The sequence below is a fragment of the uncultured Bradyrhizobium sp. genome, assembly GCF_947648125.1.
GTDB lineage: Bacteria > Pseudomonadota > Alphaproteobacteria > Rhizobiales > Xanthobacteraceae > Bradyrhizobium.
In genome coordinates, this window is sequence record NZ_CANSMR010000005.1 from 223486 (window position 1) to 248291 (window position 24806).

The 24806-nt window shown below is 64.7% G+C and carries 23 protein-coding genes; 6 read left to right on the top strand and 17 right to left on the bottom strand.

All coding sequences use genetic code 11. The annotated features are described in order from the left end of the window. Positions 1–59: 59 nt before the first annotated feature. The 4 genes from Q0030_RS12535 to Q0030_RS12550 form a co-directional block, all read right to left on the bottom strand. On the bottom strand, positions 60–581 hold the full coding sequence (locus Q0030_RS12535; RefSeq protein ID WP_298367069.1) for a hypothetical protein: 522 nt from the start codon (positions 579–581) through the stop codon (positions 60–62). After that, entirely contained in the window at positions 565–1419 is an 855-nt protein-coding gene (locus Q0030_RS12540; protein WP_298367071.1) for an arylamine N-acetyltransferase, read from the bottom strand. Before Q0030_RS12540 ends, Q0030_RS12535 begins: the two co-directional genes overlap by 17 nt. Positions 1420–1499: 80 nt before the next feature. Beyond that, positions 1500–2819, bottom strand: a complete 1320-nt coding sequence (locus Q0030_RS12545) for a glycosyltransferase (protein WP_298367073.1) — start codon at positions 2817–2819, stop codon at positions 1500–1502. Continuing rightward, positions 2816–3445, bottom strand: a complete 630-nt coding sequence (locus tag Q0030_RS12550; RefSeq protein WP_298367075.1) for a TetR/AcrR family transcriptional regulator — start codon at positions 3443–3445, stop codon at positions 2816–2818. Before Q0030_RS12550 ends, Q0030_RS12545 begins: the two co-directional genes overlap by 4 nt. Before the next feature lie 348 nt (positions 3446–3793). Here Q0030_RS12550 and Q0030_RS12555 point away from each other — a divergent pair, with 348 nt between their 5' ends. Continuing rightward, positions 3794–4216, top strand: a complete 423-nt coding sequence (locus Q0030_RS12555) for a hypothetical protein (RefSeq protein WP_298367077.1) — start codon at positions 3794–3796, stop codon at positions 4214–4216. Between the two features lie 133 nt (positions 4217–4349). Here Q0030_RS12555 and Q0030_RS12560 read toward each other — a convergent pair whose 3' ends face one another. From Q0030_RS12560 to Q0030_RS12580, 5 genes are all read right to left on the bottom strand, one after another. After that, positions 4350–5207, bottom strand: coding sequence for a L,D-transpeptidase (locus tag Q0030_RS12560; RefSeq protein WP_298367079.1), 858 nt, complete (start codon positions 5205–5207; stop codon positions 4350–4352). A gap of 482 nt (positions 5208–5689) precedes the next feature. Next, positions 5690–6310 (bottom strand): peptidoglycan recognition family protein, encoded by a 621-nt coding sequence (locus Q0030_RS12565; protein ID WP_298367081.1) that lies wholly within the window; start codon positions 6308–6310, stop codon positions 5690–5692. Positions 6311–6346: 36 nt separating this feature from the next. Next, on the bottom strand, positions 6347–7561 hold the full coding sequence (locus Q0030_RS12570) for a GGDEF domain-containing protein (protein ID WP_298367083.1): 1215 nt from the start codon (positions 7559–7561) through the stop codon (positions 6347–6349). Positions 7562–8204: 643 nt separating this feature from the next. After that, the gene (locus Q0030_RS12575; RefSeq protein WP_212313278.1) at positions 8205–8816 is read right to left on the bottom strand and encodes a LysE family translocator; all 612 of its coding nucleotides are present in this window, start codon (positions 8814–8816) and stop codon (positions 8205–8207) included. A 140-nt stretch (positions 8817–8956) separates the two neighbouring features. Continuing rightward, positions 8957–9358, bottom strand: coding sequence for a response regulator (locus tag Q0030_RS12580; protein ID WP_298367086.1), 402 nt, complete (start codon positions 9356–9358; stop codon positions 8957–8959). Between the two features lie 159 nt (positions 9359–9517). Between Q0030_RS12580 and Q0030_RS12585 the strand changes: the two genes are divergently transcribed. Further along, a complete protein-coding gene (locus Q0030_RS12585) occupies positions 9518–10384 on the top strand; it encodes an SDR family NAD(P)-dependent oxidoreductase (protein WP_298367088.1) in 867 nt (288 codons plus the stop codon). A gap of 237 nt (positions 10385–10621) precedes the next feature. Here the strand turns inward: Q0030_RS12585 and Q0030_RS12590 are convergent, their stop codons facing one another. The 4 genes from Q0030_RS12590 to Q0030_RS12605 form a co-directional block, all read right to left on the bottom strand. Further along, positions 10622–11473 carry an FRG domain-containing protein gene (locus Q0030_RS12590; protein ID WP_298367090.1) on the bottom strand — a complete coding sequence of 284 codons (852 nt, stop codon included), beginning with the start codon at positions 11471–11473 and terminating at the stop codon, positions 10622–10624. A 115-nt stretch (positions 11474–11588) separates the two neighbouring features. Continuing rightward, entirely contained in the window at positions 11589–12395 is an 807-nt protein-coding gene (locus Q0030_RS12595) for a lytic murein transglycosylase (RefSeq protein WP_097671523.1), read from the bottom strand. Between the two features lie 55 nt (positions 12396–12450). Beyond that, positions 12451–13404: a DUF817 domain-containing protein gene (locus tag Q0030_RS12600; RefSeq protein ID WP_298367095.1), complete on the bottom strand. Its 954-nt coding sequence runs from the start codon at positions 13402–13404 to the stop codon at positions 12451–12453. Between the two features lie 58 nt (positions 13405–13462). Further along, the gene (locus Q0030_RS12605) at positions 13463–14398 is read right to left on the bottom strand and encodes an ester cyclase (protein ID WP_298367097.1); all 936 of its coding nucleotides are present in this window, start codon (positions 14396–14398) and stop codon (positions 13463–13465) included. A gap of 3 nt (positions 14399–14401) precedes the next feature. On the opposite strand from Q0030_RS12605, the gene Q0030_RS12610 reads away from it, so the two are divergent. Beyond that, positions 14402–17221: a CHAT domain-containing tetratricopeptide repeat protein gene (locus Q0030_RS12610; protein WP_298367099.1), complete on the top strand. Its 2820-nt coding sequence runs from the start codon at positions 14402–14404 to the stop codon at positions 17219–17221. Between the two features lie 114 nt (positions 17222–17335). Then, a complete protein-coding gene (locus tag Q0030_RS12615; RefSeq protein ID WP_092124162.1) occupies positions 17336–17572 on the top strand; it encodes a hypothetical protein in 237 nt (78 codons plus the stop codon). A gap of 336 nt (positions 17573–17908) precedes the next feature. On the opposite strand, the gene rpoD is transcribed toward Q0030_RS12615, so the two are convergent. Together rpoD and dnaG are read right to left on the bottom strand one after the other, a co-directional pair. Then, positions 17909–20041 carry an RNA polymerase sigma factor RpoD gene (rpoD, locus tag Q0030_RS12620; RefSeq protein WP_223977169.1) on the bottom strand — a complete coding sequence of 711 codons (2133 nt, stop codon included), beginning with the start codon at positions 20039–20041 and terminating at the stop codon, positions 17909–17911. 253 nt (positions 20042–20294) lie between these two features. Continuing rightward, positions 20295–22316, bottom strand: a complete 2022-nt coding sequence (dnaG, locus tag Q0030_RS12625; RefSeq protein ID WP_298367103.1) for a DNA primase — start codon at positions 22314–22316, stop codon at positions 20295–20297. A gap of 210 nt (positions 22317–22526) precedes the next feature. On the opposite strand from dnaG, the gene Q0030_RS12630 reads away from it, so the two are divergent. Beyond that, entirely contained in the window at positions 22527–23081 is a 555-nt protein-coding gene (locus tag Q0030_RS12630; RefSeq protein ID WP_298367105.1) for a chlorite dismutase family protein, read from the top strand. Positions 23082–23150: 69 nt separating this feature from the next. After that, entirely contained in the window at positions 23151–23399 is a 249-nt protein-coding gene (locus tag Q0030_RS12635; RefSeq protein ID WP_298367106.1) for a hypothetical protein, read from the top strand. Positions 23400–23480: 81 nt separating this feature from the next. On the opposite strand, the gene Q0030_RS12640 is transcribed toward Q0030_RS12635, so the two are convergent. Both Q0030_RS12640 and Q0030_RS12645 read right to left on the bottom strand, forming a co-directional pair. Continuing rightward, positions 23481–23879: a gamma-glutamylcyclotransferase family protein gene (locus Q0030_RS12640; RefSeq protein ID WP_298367324.1), complete on the bottom strand. Its 399-nt coding sequence runs from the start codon at positions 23877–23879 to the stop codon at positions 23481–23483. Between the two features lie 114 nt (positions 23880–23993). Continuing rightward, positions 23994–24806, bottom strand: a complete 813-nt coding sequence (locus Q0030_RS12645; RefSeq protein WP_298367108.1) for a transglutaminase family protein — start codon at positions 24804–24806, stop codon at positions 23994–23996.

The following is a 24806-nucleotide window of genomic DNA, read 5'->3' on the forward strand; positions in this document are numbered from 1 at the left end:
ACGCCGGCTTTTTTGTTGCCATCGATGGCGCGCGATCGTTTGGCTAAAGCGCAATGAGATCAGGTTGAATCGTCATCGCGCTCCGTGAAGACGCCGACATCCTTGTGTCGGCCGAGCCTGAGCAGCACGTGGCGGGTTGGTGAATCCATCAGCACCAGCGACATCGAATCGACACGACCTTGCGGATCGGCCCGTTCCCTTTCCATGCGCGATTGCTCTCGGACTTCGACAGGCACATGACGCGAAATCACCTGCGGCTCGTCGAGCGGCAAATTACGTACGGTCGCCAGCCGCTGCCAGGACGCGACCTCGGGCGCATGGAACGGGAGGGGCTCCAGCCAAAAGGGGGCGATGCCGACGCTCTTTGTAAGTATGGTGTCGCCGCTGGCCAGGTCGGTCATGCCCAGAATAACGCCCTGGCAGCGAAACATCTCCTTGAGCTCGACCAGCGTCGCATCCCAGAGGCCGGGGTCTAGCGCGCAATCGTAGATCGCGCCAATGAGCGCCGAGACCGCCTCGATGGAGGGCAGGTCGTGGGCTTTTTCAGTCCGGTTCTCGAAGGGATCAGACGATTTCTGCATGGTGGCGCGACAGGACCGTCTGGATTTTTTCCCAGACGCTTCGAGGCTTCGGAACGTCGAGGCCGAAGATCGTTTCGAACGTGTCGGCAAGATGATCCGCGCTCGTGATGCACTGTTCGTCGACGCTGTCTGCCGTCACGCTGCGCAGACAATCGTTGTGCAGGGCGATGTAGCCGTCCGTGGTGTGGCGCAGGACCGCCAGTGCGTTGGTGAACGGCGAGCCGGGATCCTGCGTCAGCCAGCCAAGCGTAGCGGCTATGGCGGCCTCGTCGCTGTGATCAGGCTGGAAGTCGAAACTGTGCGCCATGCCGCGCGCATGGTTTCTGAAACGCAGCCAGCCATCGTCTGTCGGCACGATCGAAAAATCAAAACCACGTTGGCTGATCGGTCCGACTGCAAGAGGTACAGGTTCCACGATGGCGTCGGACACACCAACGTCGGCAAGGTACGCGCGGTCGAGATCGACACGCAGGGTCAGATGGTTGCCCATGACGATGTCGCCCAGCGTTTCGCGATTGACGCCGCCGCACAGGCGGGTCACGCGGAAGCCGAGCGCGGCGAGCGCCGCGCCGAACAGGCCGTTCATCTCGTAGCACCAGCCACCACGCTTGCCCTCCACCATTTTTGCGAAGGCGGCGGCCGGCGCGATCGAGGACGGCCATCCCATGAAAGCATCCAGCGCCTCCCAGGTAAAAGCCATAACATGGGCGCGGTGCAGTTCCGACAGGCTTGCGACGTCGAGAGAAACCGGGCGGCCGACCCCGATCCTTGCGAGATAGGCGTCCAGTTGGCCGGACGTCAGGGTCATTCCACTTTCGCTAGAAGAGACGTGCGTCATCCTTCGGTCTCCTTTCGATGAACCGTTCTCGAGGTTTTCGATGCCGTGTTTCGGGGCCTGCCGCGATCAGCGGGTGCCAGTCACGCGGCGGATCGAGCTCTTTGGGAAGACCTCAGTGCGAAGTCCTCGATTTCTGCGACGAGCCGCGCCGGCCCCGGACCTTCCTCGGCAATGGCACGCCCAAGCGCCACCGCCCGCTCGGCGAAGCGCGGTTCTGAAAGGACGCGCCGCACGGCCTCGCCGACCACTTGCGGAGGCACTGAAGGATCGAGGCACAGGCCCGCACCGTGATAGTCCACGCGCGCGGCGTTGTCGTTCTGATCGCGCCCCATCGGGAGGACGACGAGGGGGACGCTGTGGCTCAGCGATCGTATGACCGTGCCGTGCCCGCCATGGGTGACGACGGCGCCGGCTTTGGCCAGGATGTCGTCATGCGCTGCATTGGGAAGAATGGTGACATTCGCCGACGACTGAAGGCGAAGCCCCTCGAGTGCTTTGCCGAGGGTGACGACCACCTCGACCGGCTCCCTGGCCAAACCGGATATCACTCGCTGGAGCACATCGGCCTGCCCCTGATTGGTGGTGCTGAACGATACGAGCACGAGCGGCCGTCTCTCGCGCGATGGTGGGCTTGTCCATGGTTCGTGGGCCCAACTCGGCATCTCCAGCAGTGGCCCCACATAGCGCACACGGTCTGGCAGGTGCTCGGTGGGAAAGTCGAAGCTGCTGCTGGTGGCGAGGAGATGGCGGCCGGCGCTCAAGGGCTGTTCGTGGACATGGGCCAGCGGCGCAAGGCCGAAATGAGCACGGGCGGCGTTGAGGCGAGGCAGGAAACCGTCCCATAATTGCTCGGCCGTTGCCGAAACCTCGGCGTCGCGTGCCCTGTCCGCCGCCGACCGGGCGGGCTGAAAGCCCGGACCGAACGGCGGATGTCCGGGGAGCGGCCAGAGCGAGATGTTGCTTGCGAGCAGCGCTGTCGGAACTCTCGCAACTTCGCCGGCAAGCATGCTGCCGAACAGCATATCCGAGCCGAGAAGGATATCGGACGGCTCCGTTGCCAGTGCTTCGAGAATATCCTGGGCATAGGATTGCGCTGGTCCGACGAAGACCCGCTCGCACCCTCTTTGGAAGCCGGCCAGGGGATCGGTGGTTTCCCAATCACGCACGAAGCAGCTCTCAGGTGAGCGATCAGGACGGTTCGGGGCGCGCTTCCATGGCAGGAATCGAGCCCCCGCCTCGATCGCCTCCACGCGCATCGTGTCGTCGGCGATCAGGCGCACGTCGTGGCCCCGCCCGGCGAGGGCTCGGACGGCCGCGAGCGTCGGCGGCACGTTGCCGCCGCCTTCCCAGCAGGCTGCCAGGATGCGCAGATGCGGCGCCACATCTGTCGTCTTGATCATTGCCTTGGTCCTTTCTCGATGGAGACCGGATCAGTCGTCGTATCCTCACGCAGCAGGCGCTCGATCGCCTGCGTCATGAGCCGGTGTGTCTCCGCCGCTGAATGTCCTTGCGCCCTGCGCAGCAGATGCCAGATCCAGACATCGGTCTGCACCAGCAACTGCGCGAGCCGATCGCCGCGGGCCCGGCCGTCGAGCTTGTCGAGCCAGGCTTTGAACATGTCCTTGATCCACTCGCGATGACCTTTGCGTCCGCGATCGAGGACAGCGGCGAACTCTGGAATGCGCGCTTCCTGCCCGAGCGTTCGCACGATGATGTCGCCGGTGCGTTCGTAATCGTCGATCAGGAGCGTGACGATCTCCGCCACGCTTTGCGCCGGCGTGCTCCAGCGTTGGGACTGGATCGAGACATCCATCTGGGCTGCCATGGCGCTGAGCACGCCGGTCTTGCTGCCGAACCGCCGTATCACGGTTTGGCGGGTGGTGCCGGCCGCGGCGGCGATGTCGTCGAGAGTGATCTCGTCGAACCAGCGCTCTGCGAGGAGCGCGTTCAAGGCGCCGACGATCTGCTGCTCGGTGTCCTGAACCGCATTGGCGCGCGCCGACTGGCGATAGGCTCGCGGAGACATCGTGTCGCCCCCAATTTCATGTTACACAATGTAACTCTAAATTGAGGGCATGTCAAACGGGAGCTGGCGACGCGCGGCAAGCCAACAGACGCGAGAGCCGGCGGTAACGCGGCTCTTTGTTGCCATTGATGGCGCGCTGCCACGCTTGTCGCAGGACACTTGCTGGTGTATGTGCTGCCCCCCCGCGCAATATCGCGCCTTTTCTGTTCAGCGCTCACAAGGGAGGCGGCATGAAATCCAGATCGATACGTTCCGACCGCCACCGCCCATCTGTGATCGGCTAGCGGTCACGCGCTGAACGCCGCTTCGCGGCAGTTCATCCATTCATCCAATTTGGCTACGAGGGGCGTGACGCAACACGGCGTCGCGCCGTGTCGTCATGTATTTGCGGTTCGTTACACCGCTCATCCACCCGCACAGCCGCGTGGAGAGCGGCTTCTTTCGTGCGTCCTGGTACATCCACCGGAACGGCTGTCCGGATTGGATCCGGCAGGAGCTTTCGGAGCAGTTCAACTGGTTCGGACAGCATCTGCCGATTCCGGGCCGCATCGCGCGGCACTTCAAGCGGCGCGACTCGATCTGGGGATTTGCTGGTTCGATCCCGACGCCCGCGAGGCGATCAGCCGCGCGCGCTACTGTGCGTGGCTGCTCGAGGAGGGCGGCCTGCCGGTGCGAACGATCACCACGTCGCGCCAGCGCGAAGTGCTCTGGCGCGACGCGCACCAGATCGTCACCAAACCGTCAGCCGAACTTCCCAAGGCCTTCGCTTGAACAAGGCATTCTCCTGAACAAGGCGTTTGCCTCAACAAAGACCTTCCCCTCAACAGGGGAAGGTCCCGACCGCGGAAGCCGAATCCTCTCCTCGCTGCCGCAAGCAGTGAGCACGCGCCCCGCGTGTCGGTGGTCAGCTTCGGTCAGACGACAGCAACTGCACGTTCGTTGCCGAGGGCCGGTTCGACAGCGACGCCGAGTCCTGCGTTGAGGCGGTGTAGGGCGGCGCTCCCTGGGACGGTCGGTGGGCAGCTTGTGCCGGAAGCACGATCACCTTCGCGCCGACTTTCACCCGATCATAGAGATCCATGACGTCCTCATTGGTCAGCCGGATACAGCCGGACGAAACCCGCTTCCCGATCGTGTCGGGCTTGTTGGTGCCGTGAATTCGATATTCGGTATCGCCCAGATACATCGCCCGCGCGCCGAGCGGATTGCCGGGACCTCCCGCCATAAACCGCGGCAGATATGGCTGGCGCGAAATCATCTCTGCCGGCGGACGCCAGTCCGGCCATTCTGTCTTGCGGGCCACGGTCTGTTCACCGGACCATGTGAAACCTTCGCGGCCGACGCCGATGCCGTAGCGCATCGCCTGTCCGTCGTTCAGAACGAGGTAAAGGAATGTGTTTCCGGTATCGATGACGACGGTGCCCGGCGTCTGGTGACTGACGTAGTCGACCACCTGCCGAACAAATCGTCCGGGAGCGTCAGCGGCCTTTGGTGTTTCGATCCGGGACGCGGGCGCGGGGACCGGAATTGGAACCGGAGCCGGCGCCTGAACCGGCGCCGCTACGTGAACAGGAGTCGACGGCGCAGGACTAGATGGCGCCGGGACCTGGTGCGCGGCCTGCTTCCGTATCGGTTGAACGCTCGCCGGCCGCCACAGCAAACCGTACCCCAATGCGACGGCCGCCACGGCGCCAATTGCAACTCTTCCCATCACCGGCAGCGCGAGCGCTTCAGCCTTCCTACGTTTCGCCCGCTTTGCCATGTCTTTCCCCCGATCCCTGTGGTTCGAACAGGTACCCAGCAAATTTTAACAAGCTTCGAAGCGATTTCGCTCAGGCTGGAAATCGCCAAGCGTCGTTAACGCCAGCGCTGGTTCTGGAAAGGCTCAGCGAAAGCTGGGGAACCGGTACGCGGCGGCGTCAAGCCGGGCGATGACACCGAGATGACGTACGCAATAACGGTGCGTGGTATCGTGCGAGAACCATCCTCATCGTCGTCCCTGCGAAAGCAGGGACCCATAACCACCGAAGTTCATTGTTGCGCGATGCTGGAACGGCGAGTCCCGTTCACGACAGATGTCTCGGCGTATGGGTCCCTGCTTTCGCAGGGACGACGCCGTGAGAAGCCGCGGCCATTCGGCTCAAGCACTGGCGTCTCTGGAATACTGGATCGCCCGGTCAAGGCCGGGCGATGACGGCTGTTTGCTGGGCCGAGCGTCTCGTCCAAGCATGACGACTACCCGCCCTACTCGCCCCACTGCCGCGCCATGGTCGCGAGCGCGCAGCCCTCGCAGTAGCGGGCGTCCTTGAAGTCGATCCAGTTGTGCGCATAGACGCGCTCCAGCGGGATGCCGTAACGCGCGCGCAGGACCTTCACCAGAACCCGCCAGGCGGCGATCTGCGCGTCGGTCGGCGCCTTTGTGACATCGGGATAGTTGCCGGCGAACTCGACGCCGATCGAGGTGTCCTTGTTCACCTGGCGATAGGTCTTGCTGTTGTCGATGTACTTGTTGTCGTTGCGGTCGGCGCCGTCGGTGTGGGTCGGGACCAGATTGTCGGCGACCGCCCAATAGACCGCGCCGTCGGTCTCAACCCAAACCATCACACCGCGACGCGTCGGGTTCTTGTGCTGCTCCGCGGCGCCATTTCGCGCCGAGCCGGCCGGGCCTTCGGTCTGGTGCACGATGATGTTGCGCCAGGGGTGCGATTTGGCGACGTCACCCCAGGGCGACAGCCAGACCATCTTCAAGCCGGGAATTTCGGGCGTGCCCTGCGATCGCGCGATCGCCGCGAGATCGGGGCCTTCGGCTGATGCGGCGGAGGAGAGGACGAGCGCAAGGAGTACGGTGAGCAGGCGAGGCATCATTACGGAAATATCCAGTATCGCCCCTCGTTAGCATGCTCAAGCGCGCTGGCGCAGGCTCGCCTTCACCAGATCGACCATCTCGGGCGGCAGCTTCGGCTCATAGGTCGCGTAGCCGTTCTTGCCGCCCTTCTTGGCGTCGTAGAGCGCGTGGTCGGCGGCGGCGACCAGGCGGTCGGGATGCAAGCCGATCTCGCGGGTCCATTGCGCGACGCCGATCGAGACCGCGATCGGAATGTCGTTGCCGGTGCACTGCTCGGCGTCGGCGCGGCAGACCTCCAGCACGCGGCGGGCGATCATCGCGCCCTCGCGCAGCGTCGAGGACGGCAGCACGATGCAGAACTCGTCGCCGCCGGTGCGGGCGAGCATGTCGCCCGGGCGCAGCCTTGTCTGCGCCATCAGCGTGAAGTGCTGCAGGCAGGCGTCGCCGGCGGCATGGCCATGGGTGTCGTTGATGCCCTTGAAGCCGTCGAGGTCGATCACCAGCAGCGCGAACGCCTCGCCGTTGCGGTCGGAGCGTGCGCATTCCTCGGTCAGCCGTTGCAAGAGATGGCGGCGGTTGCCGACGCCGGTGAGATCGTCGAGCAGCGCGAGGTCGGCGACCTCGTTGCGCAGCCGGTCGATCGCCATCAGCAGGAAGCCGAAATTGAGCGCCATCGACAGGAACACCATCAGCAGGATCACCAGCGACTGGCTCGCATTGAAGCGAACGAAATTGAACTCGCCGGGCTCGAGCACGGCGCCGACGAGGCGCAGCGCATAAATGCCGATCAGCACCAAGGCCACTATGCCGGCAAGCCGCGCGCCGGGGCTGACGCGGCCGTTCTCGGGCGACAGCAGCAGCTTCAGCGTCAACGCCAGCGGCGTGACCTGGGCGACGGTGTAGACCAGGATGCGCATCGGCATGCTGTCGTAGGCAAAGATGAAGACGCCGAGGCCGGCGAAGGCGAGTGCGGTGGACAGCGCGGTGCTGCGCCAGCCGACCGGCTTGCCGTAGAAGCGCTCGATGCCCATCGCGGCAAGGCCGGCGGCGAACACCATCAGCGTCCCCGCCGCGAGCAGCGGCAGCAGCGAGTCCGTCATCATCACGCGGAGCATCGCGCAGGCGGCACCGGCGGACGCGACGAAGGCAGACGCGGTCCAGAACCGCGCCGCACCGAAAGCTGGATAGCTGCGCGCGACATAGGCCCAGATCAAGCCGAGCGCGAGAAAATTGATAACGAATACCGTCCAAAGCGTCGGAACGCTCAACATCGCCCCTGTTCGAGACCCGTATCGGCCTCGCCTCTCCTGAAATGACCGTCCGCCCCTTAAGGCGTTTCTCCCGATGGCAATCCCCGTTGCCTTGCGGGACAGGATGCGGCCGCGCCGCTTAACGGACTCTCACCCGCCGCGCGCCAATCCGTGCCGTGGTTTTGAATTGATGAAGATCAGCGAACCGGCCGTTTGCGCGTCGTTAAGCATGACGGATGCGACGACGACGCGATGCGTGACACGCGCACACTGGCGAAAAACTGGCGAAAACACGTAACAGCTGTGGATAACACGATGACAGCGCGGTGACAGCACGCGGCAGCAGCCTCCGAATCTGCTGAGTTTGATACTGAGGATGTTGCGAGGCTGGCCCTCCGCCAAGCATGCCTCGGAGTCGCGTTCAATCCATGAAACCCTGAGAGGATACTATGGCTAAGAAAGCGAAGAAGGCGAAGAAGGCGAAGGCGAAAAAGGCCACCAAGAAGAAGGCCGCCAAGAAGTAACCAATTTCTCGCCCGGGTAGCGGCTCCTGCCCTGCCCGGGCACCCGATCCGGACCACCTACCCAGGCAAATGGGACGCAAGGCAGCAGGCGCAAGGCCTGCTTTTTTATTGCCTGCCGCAAGCCACGAGGGAATGCGAACTCAACGCTCCGCAAAGGCGAGCTTGGCGCCGAGCAGGGCAAAGCCCGCGGCAAAGCTGCGCCGCAGCCAGGCCATCACCTTCGGGCGGGTGATGACGCGGTCGCGCACCGACGCCGCGAACAGCCCGTAGACCGCGAACACCGCAAAGGTCATCGCCATGAACACACCGCTGAGCTCGACCATCCGCGCCAGCGGGTGGGGTTCATCGACGGCGATGAACTGCGGCAGGAAGGCCAGGAAGAAGATCGACAGCTTTGGATTGAGGATGTTGATCAGGATGGCGGTCACGATCACCCGGCCGCTCGAGCGCGGCTTGATCTCGGTGTCGACGGCGAGCGCGCCGCGCTCGCGCAGCGCCTGCCAGGCCATATAGAGCAGATAGACCACGCCGCCCCATTTCAGCGCCGCGAACGCCATGGCGCTGGTATGCAGGATGGCGGCAAGGCCGAGCATCGCCGCGATCATCTGCGGCACGATTCCGAGCGTGCAGCCGAACGCCGCCGCCACGCTCGCGCGCGAGCCCCGGGTCAGCGCCACCGCCAGGGTGTAGAGCACGCCGGTGCCGGGCGAGGCGACCACGATCAGGGTGGTCAGCAGGAAGGACCAGGTCATTTCAGAATCCCCAGGGACATCAGCCGCCAATATCACGTCCCGCCCCCAGGGCGGAAGCAGCCAGCGGCTGGCCAGCCCCTCACCAGCGCTGACAACTCCGTTATGGAGGACGACCCTAGTCTTGTCAGGATCTGCTCTTGTCAGGACCTGCGCGGCCCGCCGGCCGACAGCTCCGACGCCTTCATCTCGGCGACCCGGATGACGTCCAGCGGCGCCCAGGGCTTGGACCAGAACAGGACGCCGTCAGGCAGGCGCTGCCGCAGCGGCTTGCCCGAGGTCACGATCACATCGAGATCCGGGCTGTATTTCTTCGCGATATAAGCGAGCTCGACGCCGGTCATGTTTCCGGCCAGCTCGACATCCGTCAACAGCAGCACGATACTGTCGCCGTTGCTCCGCAGCACCAATTCCGCGGCCTCCGCGCTCTCGCAGGAGATGACCTCGAAGTCGCTCTCCTCCAGCAGCAATTCGATCATCTCGCGCTGCATCGGGTCGTCTTCGACAACCAGGGCCTTCGCACGACAGGGTCTCGATTGTCCCATGGCTGGACCTCCCTTGGATTGAATGCCTCGGTTTGAGAGTGTGACGAGGGTCAAACACCTGGGCGCTGGATAGTTCGGTTCCAATCTGAGAAAAGTGGGGAGAGCCGCCGTGTTCCTCACGGCTCCCGCCACCCCTCGTTGAGATGGAGCTGACCTGACATGACCGCGATCTCTGGATCTGCCGCCGCCGTAACCGGAGCCGCCAGCGGCATCGGCCGCGCGCTCGCGCATGAACTGGCGCTGCGCGGTTGCGACCTGGCGATCGCCGACCGCGACGAGGCGGGCCTGCAGGCCGCCGCCGCCGAGATCGCCAAGGTCAGCCCCCGCAAGGTCACGGTGCATCGGCTCGATGTCAGCGAGCCCGGCCAGATCGCGGCATTCGCGGAGGCCGCCGGCGTTGCCCATCCCGGGCTCAACATCGTCGTCAACAATGCCGGTGTCGCGCTGCTGGGCGAGTTCTGCGAGATCGAGCAGGCGCAGATGGAATGGCTGTTCAACATCAATTTCTGGGGCGTGGTGCACGGCACCCGCGCCTTCCTGCCGCTGCTTTCGCGGCAGCGCGAGGCGCATATCGTCAACATCTCCTCGATCTTCGGCATCCTCGCCCCGCCCGGCCAGAGCGCCTATTGCGCGGCCAAGTTCGCGGTGCGCGGCTTCTCGGAAAGCCTGCGCCACGAGCTTGCGGTGGCGAATAGCTCGGTGCGGCTCTCCGTCGTGCATCCCGGCGGCGTCGCCACCAACATCGCGCGCAACTCGCGCTCCGGCACCGGCATCACCGACAATGCCCGCCGCGCCGAATCGATCGAGCGTTTCGACGCGCTGGCCAGGACCACGCCGACCGCGGCCGCGCAGCGCATCATCGCCGGCATCGAGAAAAACCAGCCACGCATCTTGATCGGCAAGGACGCCCGCTTCATGGACCTGCTGCAACGCTTCCGTCCCGCGACCTACTGGAAGGTGATGCAGCGGATGATGGAGAAGACGGCGGCGCGGCGGATTGCGCGCGAGGCGGCGAGGGCTGGTTGAATGCGCGACGTCGCCAGGTGAGGCGCTGTAGCGCGATCCGAGGTGGCAATATCGTGCACGTAGCACAAACCATCCGTCGTCCCTGCGGAAGCAGGGACCCATAACCACAGGATTGAGTTAGTGAGACACGCTGGGGCCACAGCGTCGTGCAACACGGACATTTGTGGTTATGGGTCCCGGGTCAAGCCCGGGACGACACCGAGGATGTTGTGCGAGCACGTGGTCGGCTCATCCGCCCTACGAAGCGCCCAACTGCTTCTTCACCCCGAGCGCCAGCCGAAACAGCGGATCGCTTTTCTCCGACGGATAGAGCGCGCTCTTCGTCACCTGCGGAAAATTGTCGTTCTTCCAGAACGAGGCCGGCGCGAACGAGAACTTTGCGACCAGCCGCCGGCCGAAATCCATCTCGTAGGGGAAGTAGTTTTCCTTCTGCTCGGTGCCGGACATCTCAGGGTATTCGCCGAGCAGATAGCCCTCCTGGATGTGCGGCCGCACCGCCGACGGCGGGCAGACGCTGGAGAGGCGCACGATCTGCAGGCCGGCCTCGGCGCTCGCGGTGATCGCGCCGCTCAAGTTCGGCACGCCGAGCACATAGAGGAAGGCGGTGCCGGTCTCCGCCAGCGAAGCAAACGAGGCCGCGATGCGGATCGAATGGGTGACGTCGAGCAGCGGCGTGGTGCAGACCTCGTAGTGCTGCAGGATCGACCAGCGCAGGATGCGATGCCGCTTCAGCCGTTCCAGCCCAAGCAGCTTTGCTTTCGCGTATTCCGCGATCAGGAGCTGCTCGGCGCGACGCAGTGCCTCGAACCGCGTCGCCAGCGTCTCGCGGTCCGGATTGCCGCGTCCGCCGCGAAACAGCGTCGGCTTCAGCGACGAGTTGCGCTTGACGTTCCTGAAGTCGGCGCCCTGGCCGCGAAACAGCAGCACATGGTCGCGGTTGAGGAATTGCAGCTCCGCGATCTTGGTCGCGAGCTCGAGATAGGAGCCGACGCGATGACCCTGCCCCTCCCGCACCGCCGAATTCTTAGCGATCTGGCATCCGCGGCGGTCGAAGAACGACCAGATCTTTTGGCTGCCGATGGTTTCCATGGATGCTCCGCGTCAAGCGGTCAGAACGTAGGGCGGATTAGCCGAAGGCGTAATCCGCCGATCGCGCGTCCGATGGCGGCGGATTACGCTACGCTAATCCGCCCTACAAGAGCCCTCACCGCCCGATGAGCTGATCGGCAAAATACCCGATGGTCTTGCGATAGATCACCGCCCTGTTCCACTCGCGCATCGCCTCGAAATTAGCGCTGCCTTCGCCGTAAGGCGCGCCCATCTTGAAGCCGTTCGAGTGCAACAAGTTCGCGGTCGAGGCCAGCACGTCGGGCACCGAGTGGCGCAGATCGACATGGCCGTCGCCGTCGAAATCGACGCCATACTTGATGTAGGACGACGGCAGGAATTGCGTCTGGCCGATCTCGCCGGCATAGGCGCCGATCATGTCGTTGAGCCTGAGGTCGCCGCGCTGCAGGATCTTGAGCGCGGCGAGCAGCTCGCCCTGGAAGAGGTCTGTGCGGCGGCAATCATGCGCCAGCGTGGTGAGCACGCGGAACACCGGCAGCTTGCCCATGTCGCCCTTGCCGAAATCAGTCTCCAACCCCCAGATCGCGACCAGGATCTGGCGCGGCACGCCATATTGCTGCTCGATCTTCGAGAGCAGCGCGGCGTGACGCTGCAACATCGCGCGGCCGCCATTGATGCGGCCAGAGCCGACGCGGGTTGCGACATACTGCTCGAAGGTCTTGTTGAAGGTGTAGCGCTGCCGCCGATCGAAGGCGAGCACCCCGCCATCCTGCTGCACGCCGCCGAGCGCCTGCGAGATCACATCCTGCTGGATGCCGGCGCTAGCCGCCTCCTGCGAGAACGACTGGACGAAGGCGGGAAAACTGCCGCCGCAACGGGCGGCATAGGAGGGGGTGGCAAGCAGCAAGGCGCCGAACACAACCGCCAAACGACACCTGAGCATGCAACAATCCCTCCTGCTTCGAATGGCCGATCATGCCACGGAGCAAACGAGGCAGTCAAAGCGTCGGCACCGACATTCCACCCGCAACATCCCGCCGCCGCACACCGGCACCCGCGCCCTCGCCCCTCCACTTCAACGGCGCATTGACCAAGCTGACCAGCGTGTAGCTGATGATCAGGAGCAGGAACCAGGAGCCGAGCTTGTCGATCGAGACCATCGACCACCCGAGCCGCTGCGACGGATAGAGCCAGGTTTTGGTGAAGGTGCCGATGTTCTCGGTGAGCCAGATGAACAGCGCCACCAGCACGAGGCCGAGCAGCAGCGGCATTGCGCGATAGCTGGTCCAGACCTTGAAATGGACGCTGGTGCGGCCGAACAGCCAGATCGCCCATGCGAACAGCAGCCAGCGCAGGTCGATGACGTAATGGTGGCTGAAGAAGTTGACATAGATCGCGACGCTGAGGGCGATCAGGCTGAGGCGGCGCGGATGCTGCGAGAAGCGGAAGTCGAACAGCCGCCAGCAGCGGCAGATGTAGCTGCCGATGCAGGAATACATGAAGCCCGAGAACAGCGGCACGCCGCCGATATGGAAGATGCTGGGCTCCGGGTAGATCCAGGAGCCGACCGAGGTCTTGAAAATCTCCATTGCCGTGCCGACGACATGGTAGATCAGGATGACCCTCGCCTCCTCCCATGTCTCCAGCCGTCCGGCGAGCAGCACGGCCTGCACAGTGAGCATGCAGAGAAACAGGAAGTCGTAGCGCGCAAGCACAGCGTCCGGCGGATAGAAGCGCCAGGTGCCGATCATCAGCGCCACCGCGATGCCGCCGAACAGGCAGGCCCAGGCCTGCTTCACGCCGAAGCGCAGGAATTCGTAAACCGCCGCGGTCCAGCGGCGCTGCGCCATCAGCAGCCCGAGGCGATGCTCGGCGGCGATGAAGCGGCGCAGCGGCGGCCAGTTGGCCGCGGCGCTCGCGATCGGTTTGGTCGGTGTCAGCTTGTGATGCACGCCGCTGATGATGGCGGCGGATCACGGTCGCAGCGCGGCGCAGTTGTGCAGATTTCCCTCAGTCCCTGAGCTGCCGCTCCAGATCGACGACGTCGATCTCGGCCCAGCGCTCGGAGATCTTGCCGTCGTGAATCCGCCAGAACGTCATGCCGCGGAATTCGACGTGGCGGCCGGTCGGGGCAATGCCGCGCCACGGGCTGCGGTGCCGGCCGCGCCAGACGAAGCGGCCGGCGACGATGTCGCGCTCGGCCACCAGGCATTCCGCCACCGCCGACAGATCGGCGAAGGTCTCGTGCATGGCCGTTGCATGCGCGATCACCTCCTCGGCGCTCATCCGCTTGCCGGCGGCATGGTCGAAGAAGTCGGACGCCAGCTGCGCGCGGATCGCATCGGGATCGAGCCGATTGGTCACAGCGTCGTAATGCGCGAGCACCAGCGCCTTGTTGGCGTCGAGGGTGGCGTTGGACATCGGCGGGGCGCCTTCGATCAAAGGAAAAGTTGCAGAAAAGGAAGGATGCGCCTCATACGCGAATCGGGCGGGACGGTGCAAGTGACGATGGTCAGAAAAAGCCGCCGCTTTCGACCCGCGCGCGTTTCCATTCGGAAGCGAAAGGCGGTCGCCGGGAAGATGCGCCGACTTGCGTGCGGGCTGCCGCTGCTGGAGCCCGCCCGATGCGTACGGCACAACCAGCCGGCATGCCGGCGGTAACATCATCCGATGGCTCGACCATGCCGGTGGCATGCAAGCGGCGGCCCGCGGCATCCGGCGGCGCATGCCACGGCAGCATTCGGGGCGCGACGCATGAACGCCACAGGCATCGGCGGCGACCAAGAAGCACCAATTCGGCTCGACGGTTCCGCGCCACCCGCGGCCGGCCGCCGTGTCTTGTTCATGCAAAGGCGCGCCGCTAAAGCGTCGTGAGCCTGCTGCGACGAAGCCGTCATTTGCGGGGAACGCCGGTTCGATGACGGACTGCACGATGAGGATGCGCAATCGATGACGATCTCCGGGGGCCTCGCACGCGCGCGCAGGATAGCCGCATCGCTCAGTATCATCCTCGTGTTCGGCGCTGTTCTGATTGGACCGATCGATACCGCCGCAGCGCAGAACTCCCCCGCCAAGCGCACGCCGGCGCAAGGCGCCGGCAACGCACAGGCGATCACCGCGCAGATGAAAAACGCCATCGCGCTGACGCGCGGCGGCAAGTTCGACGCGGGCTATGCACAGCTGCTTGCAGCACTTGATGCGGCAGACAAGCTCGACGACGCGCAATTCGTCATGGAACAGTATTTCGACGCGACCGCCGCGCTGCGCGCGGTCAAGCGCGACGATCTGGCCGAAAAACTGTTCGTCCGCGCGTTCAAGGGCAAGGCGGCGGCGCAGTCGCCGCCCGGCAATGCCGACGTGCTCCTGATGTACGCGATCCTCATATCCGACCACGCCAGGATCGCGGAAGCGGTGCCGCTCTACATGAAGGCAATCGCGGCCTTCAACACCTATTGGGGCGAAGGCTCCGAGGAATCGCTGATCGCCAACGACAAGCTCGCGGTCGCGCTGTCGGCCAACGGCTCGGCGGCGTCGGCGACCAATCTCGGCCGGCACAATTTCGAGCTTTCCGAGAAGGCACTGGGGCCCGATCATCGCACCACCTGGAAGCTCGCCAACAATTATGCCGACATGCTGCGCGAAATCGGCGCGCCGGCGAAGGCGCTCGAGCTCGATCTGTTCGCAATCGACAAGCGCGCCAAGCATTACGGCGAGAACCATCTCAATACGCTGGTGACGGTCAACAACGCAGGACAGGATTTCCTCAATCTCGGCCGCTTCGACGATGCCCGCCGCTATTTCCGACGGCATCGCGCGATCGCGACCGTGCTGGCGCCGAAGGATCCGAGCTTCGCCGGCCAGGCCGATGCCTGGCTGTTCTACACCGACATGCTCGCCACCGGCGACGCCGCAATGCAGCAAGCCGACCTGGAGCGGCTGGAGGCGATCGTCGCCAATGAGGAGAATTTTGCGGACTTCCTCCGCATCAAGGCCGCGGTGCTGGCGGCCGGCAAGCGCGAGCAGCGTGGCGAGCGAGATGCGGGCATGCGGCTGCGCGAGATCGCGCTGGCGATTTCGACCCGCGCCTTCACCGCGCAGCATCCGCTCAGCTTCGAGATCAAGCTCGGCATCGCGACAGCCCTGATCGCTGATGATCCGAACCGCGCGGTGCACGCGTTCACCGCACTCGATCACGAGATGTTCGACTGGATGAAGCGCGAGGTCGGTACATCAGGCGATCGCGCCGTCGCGGAAGCGATCCGCGCCCATGCCGACCATCTGCTGTTTGCCTTCGGTCGCTTCGCCACCTCCGCCGGATCATCGGTGGCACAGCCGGCCTTTGCCGCCGCCGTGCTGCGCTGGAAGACGCTCGGCGGCGGCGATGCCACGGCGCTGCGCCAGCTCGAGACGCAGATGGCGGGCAAGGACGAGGAGACCGCGACGCTGCTGCGCGCGGCGCTGCGACTCAACGGCGAGAAGCAGGAGCTGTTCTCGTCGGGCAATATCGACGACTGGGCGAGGTCCGTGTGGCAGCGGCAGGACGCGACCGAGAAGGCGCTGAACAAGCGGCTCGACGCGATCGGCGCGAAGCTGCCGCAAGACCCGATCCGTCCCTCGCAGCTGCTTGCGCCTGACGAAGCTGTCATCAACTACTTCATCACCCGGCAATGGAAGGCGGATCGCCAATCGAAGGAGCCGCTTTCCGCGACCGTGCTCTACGCCATCGTCGAGATCGCAACGAGCGAGCCGCGCGTGATCGATCTCGGCGATCCCGGCCGGATGGTCGACACCGGCGTGCGGACCGAGATCGCGCGGCTGCGTACGACACGGACCGGCGTGCCCGATCCCGATGCCGAAGCACCCGACACCAGGGGGCTCGGCAGCAAGGGCCGCTTCCAGAACCTCCGCGCGCGGCTGTTCGCGCCGCTGGAGCCTGCCCTGAAGGACAAGACCACGCTCTATGTGGTGCCGGACGGATTCCTGTTTGCGGTGCCGTTCTCGCTGCTGCCCGGCGCCGATGGCGGCCTGCTGGAGGATCGCACCACGATCCGAATGCTGACCAGCCCCGACGCGCTGATCGCGATCCATGCGCGCGAGAGGCTCGACCGGACGGGGGCGATGCTGCTCGCCGGCGGCATCGAATACGGCCAGCCGGGGCCGATGCCCCTGCCCGGCACGAAGACCGAGATCGAGGCGATCGCAAAACTCGCCCGCGCGCGCGGCGCGCCGGTCGAGATGCTGACCGGGCGCGGCGTCAGTGAAAGCGCGCTGCGCGAGGCGATCGGCAAGGCCCGCATCGCGCACCTGGCGACCCACGGCTTCTATCACGACAGCACGGCGTCCGGCCTCGATACGCTCTGGCAGAGCGGCATCGTGCTATCCGGCGCCGGCGACAGCAGGTTTCCGCTGCGCGACGAGAAGGACGGCTATCTCTATGCCTTCGAGGTGATGGACTGGGACCTGTCCGGGCTCGATCTGCTGGTGCTCTCGGCCTGCGAGACCGGCCGCGGCGACGAGAGTTTCGTCAGCGGCCTGCGCGGCCTGCCGACTGCGCTCGGAATTGCCGGCGCTCGCCGCGCGCTGCTGACGCTGTGGCCGGTCGCCGACGAGGGCACCGCCAATTTCACCGTGCGCTTTTATGAGCTCCTGGCGGAGGGCCTGACCTATTCGGATGCGCTGCGCCAGACCCGGCGCGATGCGCGCGACGGCAAGGTCGCCGGCGCCAGGGACGCGAGCGTGTGGGCGGCGTTCGTGCTGTTCGAGGGCTGAGGCGCGCCCCGCCTTGTGCAAGGGCCTTACGCCGCCGAATCGTGCAGGGCAGATCGGCACGCGCGGCAGGTAATTTGCTTTGACAGCGGCGGCCTGATCGGAGACAAGCCGCCCATGCCGAAAAAACCCGGGACCAATCCCAAAGGCGAATTCGCCTTCTTCAACGTCTTCTATGAAGACGGCTCGCAGCGCTCCAACCGCCGCGTGCCATCGGAGCTGCTGGGCGGGCTGGACGGCGACGAGCCCGCGCGCGCCTTCCTGCGCGAGCAGGACCGCGAGATCGCCGAAAAGGGCGGCCGCCCGCCGCTCGAGATCAAGACCATCGAGCGCGTCGGCGCGAAGAAGAAGTAGCGGGCGCGAGGCTCTCGCGCCTCATCAACATCGGAGCAAGCGGCACCCCTCTCCCCGCCCCTCCCCCACAAGGGGGGAGGGAGCCCTTCCGCCAGTGCTTCGCTCACTCACCATCCATTTCAAGCTTCGCGCAAGATGCGAAACGCATCATGCGATGTGAGGCGAGCATGCTCGTCAGGCTCCCTCCCCCCTTGTGGGGGAGGGTTGGGGAGAGGGGTGGCCCCGGGCGCCGGCGCTTGAATTTTGCGAGATCTCTACAAATGAAAACGGCGGGCCTTTGCCCGCCGCTTTTGTCTCGATGGATGCCCGGGTCAAGCCCGGGCATGACGATCCGAATTAGTTATCCAGGAAGCTCCGCAGCTTGCGGCTCCGCGACGGGTGCTTCAGCTTGCGCAGCGCCTTGGCTTCGATCTGGCGGATGCGCTCGCGGGTGACCGAGAACTGCTGGCCGACTTCTTCCAGCGTGTGGTCGGTGTTCATGCCGATGCCGAAGCGCATGCGCAGCACGCGCTCCTCGCGCGGGGTGAGCGAGGCCAGCACGCGCGTCGTGGTCTCGCGCAGGTTCGACTGGATCGCGGCGTCGATCGGCAGGATCGCGTTCTTGTCCTCGATGAAATCGCCGAGATGCGAATCCTCCTCGTCACCGACGGGGGTTTCGAGCGACAGCGGCTCCTTGGCGATCTTCAGGACCTTGCGGACCTTCTCCAAGGGCATGCCGAGCTTCTCGGCGAGCTCTTCCGGGGTCGGCTCGCGGCCGATCTCGTTCAGCATCTGGCGCGAGGTGCGGACGATCTTGTTGATCGTCTCGATCATGTGCACGGGAATGCGGATGGTGCGGGCCTGGTCGGCGATCGAGCGGGTGATCGCCTGCCGGATCCACCAGGTGGCGTAGGTCGAGAACTTGTAGCCGCGGCGATATTCGAACTTATCGACCGCCTTCATCAGGCCGATATTGCCTTCCTGGATCAGGTCGAGGAACTGCAGGCCGCGGTTGGTGTACTTCTTGGCGATCGAGATCACGAGACGGAGGTTGGCTTCCACCATCTCCTTCTTGGCCTGACGGGCCTCGCGCTCGCCCTTCTGCACGCCGTGCACGATCTTGCGGAATTCGCCGATCTCGAGCCCGGTGAGCGCCGCCAGCGACTGGATCTCGTGGCGCAGGTCCTTGATGCGGTCCTTCTCGTGATGGACGAAGTTCTTCCAGCCCTTGGCCGACAGCTTGGAGACACGGTTGAGCCAGCGCGGATCGAGCTCCGAGCCCTGGTAGTTGCGCAGGAAATCCTCGCGCGCGACGCCGTGGCTGTCGCCGAGGCGCAGCAGGCGGCCCTCGAACGAGACCAGCTTCTTGTTGATGTCGTAGAGCTGCTCGACCAGTGAATCGATGCGGGCCTGGTTGAGACGCAGCGACTTCACCTCGACGATGATCTCGTCCTTCAGCTTCTTGTACTTGCGCTCCTGCGAGGGCGACAGCGACTCGCTCTGCAGCTGGTTGGCGATGTCCTGCTCCTGCAGGCGGCGCAGCTTCTTGTACTCGGATGCGATCTTGTCGAAGGTCTCGACCACCTTCGGCTTCAGCTCGGCCTCGATGGCGGCGAGCGACATCTGGTTCTCGAACTCGTCGTCGTCCATGTCGGACTCGGCGGCGGCTTCGGCCGGATCCTTCTCCTCGACGCCGGCTTCGCCACCGGCAGGCGCGGCGCGGAACGGGGTCGGCGACGGCGGTGCTGCGGGCGGCGCGACATGGGCCGGCGCGCCGGCCTGCACATCGCCGCCATTGCCTTCAGCGGCGGCGCCCTCGGCGCCGTTGTTGCCGATCAGGTTCGGATTGATGCCGCCCTTGGACTCAGGTCCGGCATAGGTGGCTTCGAGATCGATGATGTCGCGGAGGAAGATCTTTCCTTCGTTGAGTTCGTCGCGCCAGATGATGATGGCCTGGAAGGTCAACGGGCTTTCGCAGAGGCCCGCGATCATCGCCTCGCGGCCGGCCTCGATGCGTTTTGCAATGGCGATTTCGCCCTCGCGGGAGAGCAATTCCACCGTGCCCATCTCGCGCAGATACATGCGCACGGGGTCGTCGGTGCGCTCGCCGGGCTCCGACTTCTTGACCTCGGTGACGGCCTTCTGCGTGACCTCGACGAGCTCGTTGTCGGTCTCGTCGTCGCCGTCGTCCTTCTCGTCCTCGCCTTCGCTATCGTCGGCCTCGGTGACGTTGATGCCCATGTCCGAGAGCATCGACATGATGTCTTCGATCTGTTCGGGCGAGGTCGTGTCGGAGGGTAGCACTTCGTTGAGCTGATCGAAGGTCACGAAGCCGCGCTTCTTGGCCTGCTTGATCATCTTCTTCACCGCGGCGTCCGACAGGTCGAGCAACGGCGACGGCGCGTCAGCGGCATCCTTCTCAGGAGCATCCGCTGCCTTGTCGTCTTTTTCCTTGTCCTTAACCTGCAGCGTCTTTGCCTTGGTGGCCATTCACTAAGCTCCCGAAACGCGGTCATGCAGAATGGCGCCACGCACGCGCATCCGCACGAAATCTAGATTTACTCTCTCGACGCACAAAGGGCGGCGCAAAATCTCGCCACCCCCTTCATCCGTCTCGACGGTTTCCATCTTGAAATAGCCGCGAGGCTATTAAGTTTCGCTTAACCCTGTTTTTGCAGCCAAACCATGGATTTGGCGAGTCTTTTTGCGGGTTCGGCCAGCGCCGTCCGCAGCATTTTTGTTATCAGACATTACGCTGGAACCGGCCCGATAATTCGCCGAACCCCTCAATCAGGGCTTCGGTCCCGTCGGCTTCTGCCATCCGGGCCTGGATATCCTGCAACCATGCCAGATTGGCCTCGCTGGAGTCTTCAGCCAAAGCCGCTTCCGCATCTTTTCTTTCCCTAAGTAAGGCGTGGGTTTTCTGATGCAAGGCAACGAGTTGACGCCAGGTCGATAAAACATCCTCGCGCGCGGCGCCGATCTGCGCCCCCCACACCGCCTGGGTTGTGATCGCTCGCTCAACCCTTTGAAGAATCTGGGATAATCCGCCCGCCTCAAGGTCGGCCCGCATCTTTTCGGCCTGCTCCTCGACGTCGGGAGAGTGGTGATGGTCGTGGGCAAAGGCGGCGATAATCGCGGCCCGCAGCTTGTGGGCCTCGGGATGGGCGAGCTCTAGGGCCGCCACCTCCTCGAGATGATCGTGCAGCAGCCAAGGGTGATTGATCAGGGATTGGAGGATCAGCGCCTCGCGGCTCGAGATCGCGCTGCGCTGGCCGCGCATGATCGGGCTGTTGGCCAGTTGCTGGCTCGCGGCCTGATAGGGGCCCCGTGAAAACCCGGGGGTGGCGCCGCCCTTGGCGCCGAACCGGCCGGCTTGGTGACCTTGGCCCGGGCCGCGGTGAGCAAACTGGCGGGGTGATTCGCCGCCGCGTCCGCCGCCGAAATTGCCCCTGTTGCCGTAGCCGCCGCGGCCGTAACCGCCACGTCCGCCCTCCGGGGCAAAGTTGCGTTGCAGCCGCTCCTGCAGGTCCTGCCGGTAATAGCGGCGCACCACCTCGTCGCGGATGCCATTGGTGAGTTCGCCGATCCGGGCCTCGAGTGCAGCGCGGCGCTCGGGGGTGTCGAAATTGCCGCCCTCGATCTCGCGCGACCAGATCATTTCGGCGAGCGGCCGCGCGGCGCCGATCACATCCTCGATCGCGCCGCGGCCGCCGGAGCGCGCGAGATCGTCGGGGTCCTGCCCTTCCGGCAGCAGCGCAATACGCAGGCTCTTTCCCGGCTTGAGCTGGGGCAAGGCAAGGTCGGCGGCGCGATAGGCGGCCTTCTGGCCGGCGCGGTCGCCATCGAAGCAGAGGATGGGCTCGTCCACCATCTTCCAGAGCATCGCCAGCTGGTTCTCGGTCAGCGCGGTGCCGAGCGGCGCGACGGCGCCGGGAAAGCCCGAAGTGACCATGGCGATGACGTCGACATAGCCCTCGACGACGATCAGCTGCGCGCCGTCATGCGCGGCCTGGCGCGCGGTGAACAGGTTGTAGAGATTGTCGCCCTTGTGAAACAGCGGGGTTTCCGGCGAGTTCAGGTACTTCGCCGGAACGTCCTTCTCCAGCGCGCGGCCGCCGAAAGCGATGACGCGGCCGCGGGCATCCGTGATCGGGAACATGACGCGGTCGCGGAAGCGATCGAACGGCACCGGCTTGTCCTCGCCGGACACCAGAAGCCCCGCCTCCACCATGTCCTCGGTCGAGATACCCTGCGCGCCCAGATGCTCCTTCAGCGCAAAACGATCCGGCGGCGCATAGCCCATCCGGAACTGGAGCTGGGTCGCCGGCGAGATGCTGCGGTCGGCGAGATAGCCGCGCGCCTTGGCGCCGCCCCGCGAGGCCAGCGTGTCGGCGAAGAACTTTGTCGCCAGTTCCATCACGTCGTGCAGGGTGCGGCGATGCTGCTCGTGGCGCGCCGCATCGGGCGTCACGGCCGGCAGCGGGACACCCGCCATCGCGGCGAGACGTTCCACCGCCTCGGGGAAAGTCACGCCCTCGGTCTTCATCAGGAAGTCGAAGATGTTGCCGTTCAGCCCGGACGAGAAGTCGAACCAGGCCTGCTTCTGGTCGTTGACGAAGAACGACGGCGTCTTCTCCTGCTGGAACGGCGACAGCCCCTTCCACTCCCGCCCGGCCTTCTTGAGCTTGACGCGCCTGCCCACGACTTCCGAGACCGGAAGCCGGGCGCGCAGCTCATCGAGGAATTCGGGTGTGAAACGCATCAGGGTGATTCTGGCCTCGGGCGACGAATCGCGGACAACCGGTTAGCCATATAGCGGCACGACCGGACATGCCGAACAATGTGGGGCTTTTCCGGGCTATTCACAGGCCTGGCCCGTCACGGCCCCGTCGAGCGGGCTACCCCCGAATCCACGGTGGAGAGCCTGCACGGCAAGCTTGCCCCCTTCCCGCTTCCGGGATTGGATAGCGCCATGTTCACGACATTCAGAGGCGGGCAGAGCGGCGGTTGGCAGGTCACGTCCATCACGCGGGTGAAGGGCGAGACGCTGCCGAAGGTCGCGGCGCTGTCGATCGTTGCGAGCGAATCGATCGCGCTGCCGCTGTTGCCGGCACAGACCTCCTGGCGGCTCGCCGGCGTCGCCAGCTATTTGCGCTATACCGAGAAGGAAGAGCGCGAGAAGCTTGCCGCCGTGCAGGCCGGGCTCGGCCGCAGCGAGGCAACGCACGCGGCGCTGATCCCGATCAGGAAATCCGCGGCGTGGTGGGAGCTGACGCAGCCGGAGCGCCGCGAGATCTTCGAGGACAAGTCGCACCACATCGCCGGCACCTTGAAATTCCTCCCCGCCATCGCCCGCCAGCTGTTTCACGCCCGCGACCTCGGCATGCCCTTCGACTTCCTGACCTGGTTCGAATTCGCCCCTGAGCACGCCGCCCTGTTCGACGAGCTGGTCGGCATGCTGCGCGCGACCGAGGAATGGAGCTATGTCGAGCGCGAGGTCGACATCCGGGTCGAGCGGGAAATCTGAAGCGGTCAGTGTTCGAGGAATTTTCCTGACGCGATCCGCGGCAGCTCGGCGACAGGAGGAGTTGGTCTGATGAGAGCGTTCGTGCGCATCGCAATCATGGTGGCCATCTCCATCGTTGTGCTCACAATCTGTTTTGGTGGCCTTAAAGACTGGGATTCCTTCGAGGTGATCGGAAGCCTGCTGGTCGTATTCTGGGGCATTCCACTCTTCATCTTCTTCGCGGTGTGCCACTTTGCCTACAAGGCGCTTCGGCGTCCGACACAACCGTCGCACGAGCCGGAAAAATCGACAGACGCATCGGTCAGAAGCGGCCCTTGATGTGTTCGGTGACGAAGATATGGACGGCCGGGACACGCCCATCCACGACGCCACATCCCCTAAAGGCCCGAGCGCGTACGGCTAGTGCTCGAGGAATTTTCCTGAAGCGATCCGCGGCAGCTCGGTGACCGGCCAGTTGTAGAGATAGGTCCACGCCTCGCTCACGCTGCCGTCGGCGAGCGTGACAGCAAGCATCTCGCGGACATATTCGGTCGGCTCCGGAAAGCCCTCGCCGCAGGCTTCGTACATGTCGAATTCCCGCAGCATGGCTTCGCGCTCGCGCAGGCGGAACAATTCACCGTGCACGATGTCGGCGGGATCGTCCGACGCGACCAGGCCCGGATAATGCTTCACCAAATAGAGCCGCCCGCGGCACTGGGCCGGCCCGAGGAACTCGGCATTACCGGCGAGCAGCTTGGCCATCGGATGGTCGAAGCCGCGCATCAGCGTGCCGTAGACGAAGAGAAGGTCGGAGATCATGGGAATTTGTACAGCCGTCATTGCGAGGAGCGTAGCGACGAAGCAATCCATACCGCGCTTTCAGCTCGCGGCTCAATGGATTGCTTCGCTCCGCTCGCAATGACGGGGACGACCTTAAGCCGCCACCACCTCGTCGGTCACCACGACGAACTTCGTCAGCGTCATGCGGCCGAAGCTCGTGGTGAGCGCGACGTCGGCGGCGTCGCGGCCGGTCGCCATCAGGATGCGGCCGATCCGCGGCGTATTGTGGCGGGCATCAAAGGTGTACCACTGGCCCGACAGATAGACCTCGAACCAGCCGGAAAAATCCATCGGCGCGGGATCCGGCGGGACACCGATGTCGCCGAGATAGCCGGTGCAGTAGCGCGCCGGAATGCCCATGCAGCGGCAGAAGGTGAGCGCCAGATGCGCGAAGTCGCGGCAGACGCCGGCACGGCTTTCGTAGACGTCATGCGCCGACTTCATGTGATGGGCGTGCTCGTAGCCGAACGTCACATGGTGGTGCACGAAATCGGTGATCGCCTGCACCCGCGCCCAGCCCTGCGGCGCATTGCCGAACAATGACCAGGCGATGTCGGTCAGCTTGTCGGTCTCGCAATAGCGGCTCGGCATCAGATAGAGCAGCATGTCATCGGGCAACTGCTCGATCGGAATCTGCTGCGCCGCCGGGTTGACGAGGTCAGGCAATCCGGAATCCCGCACCAGCGCGCTGCCACGGAAGGTGACGCCACCGTCGGGGGCGACCAGGCGGCCGCAGACATTGCCGAAGCCGTCGCGATAAAGCCCGATCGGGACATCCGGCTCGGCCGAAATGCTCTCGGTGCCGACGATGTCGGCGTAGCGCGACGGATGGATCGACAACATGATCACCATCGGCGTCGGCTGCTGGGCCGTGTAGGTGATCTCGAAGCCGACCTTGATCTGCAT